The sequence below is a fragment of the uncultured Limnohabitans sp. genome (assembly GCF_937889215.1).
GTDB lineage: Bacteria > Pseudomonadota > Gammaproteobacteria > Burkholderiales > Burkholderiaceae_C > Limnohabitans_A.
Genome location: NZ_CALBEX010000252.1, coordinates 1 through 1934 on the forward strand (window position 1 = coordinate 1; position 1934 = coordinate 1934).

Sequence of the window (1934 nt, forward strand, 5' to 3'; positions counted from 1 at the left end):
GGCGCGGATTTCAGCTTTGCCGAATTCAAACAGCGCATCGGTTTCGAGGGCGTATTCGCGGGGCACGGCGGGCTTGGGTTTGGCCACCACAGCGGCAGGCTCGGCACAGGTCAGGGCGGCTTTGGCGCGTGAGATCGTGTGTATCTGGCGGCGTGTGTCCAGCATTTCGGGCTTGGTTTGGGCCTCGGTGCCGCTGGCAATCGACAGCGCAGGTGGGCTGCTCTCTTCAACCTTCAGGAACAGGGTTTGACCCGCTTTGAGGGGCAGGCGCTGGCCGGGGTCGAGCTTGCTGACATGCAAGCGCGAGGCGTCGTCCAGGGCAGCTTTGATGTTCACGGCACCGGGTGCGGCACAAAATTCAGTGAACCCACCGCGCAACAAAGAGGCGTGGTATTGACCGTTGAGGTAGATGTTGACCGGCCCAGCGTTGGGCACTTGGCTGCTGCGGTAAACAAAGACCCGGGTTTGGGTGGCGGGAGCGGCCAGAGCCGTCGTGTAGGGTTCACCGAACGAATCGATGTTGACCCGAACAGGGGTGGTTTGGGCATTGCTGGCTTGGACCGAGCAAGCCAAGACCAACCCGGCGAGGAAGGCTTGGCCCAATTGGTGAACCCAAACCCGCCACACGGAACCTTGAGATTTCGCTATTTTCATGGTGACTTCCTCAAAAAACTTGTATGAATTCAGAAACTTAGAGCTGCAAATTGATCTGAAACTCCATGTCGCAATGATGCTTGAAGTGGAATTTATGTAAACTAGCCAAAAGGCGTACTATGTATTGACATTTTTAACAATTAACCGTCTTATATGTTTAATTGTTGGTGTGCCTCGGAATACAAGCCCAGGTCCTGGCGGGCCACCCGACCAGCAAGCCAAACCAGCCGTGGTGCGCCTGGCGTCAGAGGGTCGATGCCTGCATGCCCCGTGCTAGACTGCGCGGCGCTGCGTTTCACCCCTCCATTTGCTTTTTTGCCCATGTCCACCGCCTCTGAATTGGCCCCCGGCCTGACCCTGCAGGGCTTGACCGCGCCCCTTTCGCTGTCCCAGTTCAAGCTGATCGCCTTTGACATGGATTCCACCCTGATCAACATCGAGTGCGTGGACGAGATCGCCGATGCCGCTGGCCGCAAGGCCGAAGTGGCGGCCATCACCGAAGCCGCCATGCGCGGCGAGATCACCGACTACAAAGAAAGCCTGCGCCAACGCGTGGCCCTGCTGCAAGGCGTGACGGTGGGCCACATGCAGCAAGTGCTCAGCGAGCGCTTGCGCCTGAACCCCGGCGCTGCCGAGCTGGTGAAGGCCTGCAAGGCGGCGGGCATGAAGGTGTTGTTGGTCTCGGGTGGCTTCACGTTTTTCACCGACCATGTGCGCGATTTGCTGGGCATTGACTGGACGCGATCGAATGTGCTGGAGGTGGTTGATGGCGTGTTGACCGGCCGCATGGTGGATCAGCCTTGGGGCGACATTTGCGACGGCGAAGAAAAGCGCAAGACGCTGTTAGAAACCTGCGAGCAGATGGGCATATCCCCCAGCCAAGCCATTGCCATGGGCGATGGTGCCAACGACCTGCCCATGATGGGCGTGGCCGGTTTGTCGGTGGCCTACCACGCCAAGCCCAAGGTGCGCGAACAGGCCATGGTGGCCATCAACGCAGGTGGATTGGATCGACTGCTGGAAATTGTGCAGCCCTGAAGCTTTGGGTCGGCGCTTTTGACAGTCCGATGCCCAATACCTCGCGCAGCAACATGTCATGCGGCGGTGGCGCACCACCGCTTTTGTCGGACCTGAAGGCGCCGACCTACCAAACCCGTAGGTCGTGGCCTTTATGGTCCGACATCCATCCCTTCGCGAAGCGACATATGAACTCCCCGTAGGTCGTGGCCTTTATGGTCCGACATCCATCCCTTCGCGAAGCGTCATTTGGAGCGGAATTT

At 59.0% G+C, this 1934-nt stretch carries 2 protein-coding genes; one reads left to right on the forward strand and one right to left on the reverse strand.

The window, feature by feature from the left end:
* Positions 1 to 654: hypothetical protein (locus Q0341_RS06455; protein WP_299511318.1), on the reverse strand; the 654-nt coding region annotated here is incomplete at its 3' end.
* Positions 655 to 975: 321 nt separating this feature from the next.
* On the opposite strand from Q0341_RS06455, the gene serB reads away from it, so the two are divergent.
* Positions 976 to 1692: a phosphoserine phosphatase SerB gene (serB, locus tag Q0341_RS06460; RefSeq protein ID WP_299511319.1), complete on the forward strand. Its 717-nt coding sequence runs from the start codon at positions 976 to 978 to the stop codon at positions 1690 to 1692.
* The last annotated feature ends 242 nt before the right edge of the window (positions 1693 to 1934 follow it).

Bases quoted from the DNA above. Each gene is read 5' to 3' on its own strand.
- serB (WP_299511319.1), top strand. From the start codon at position 976: ATGTCCACCGCCTCTGAATTGGCCCCCGGCCTGACCCTGCAGGGCTTG.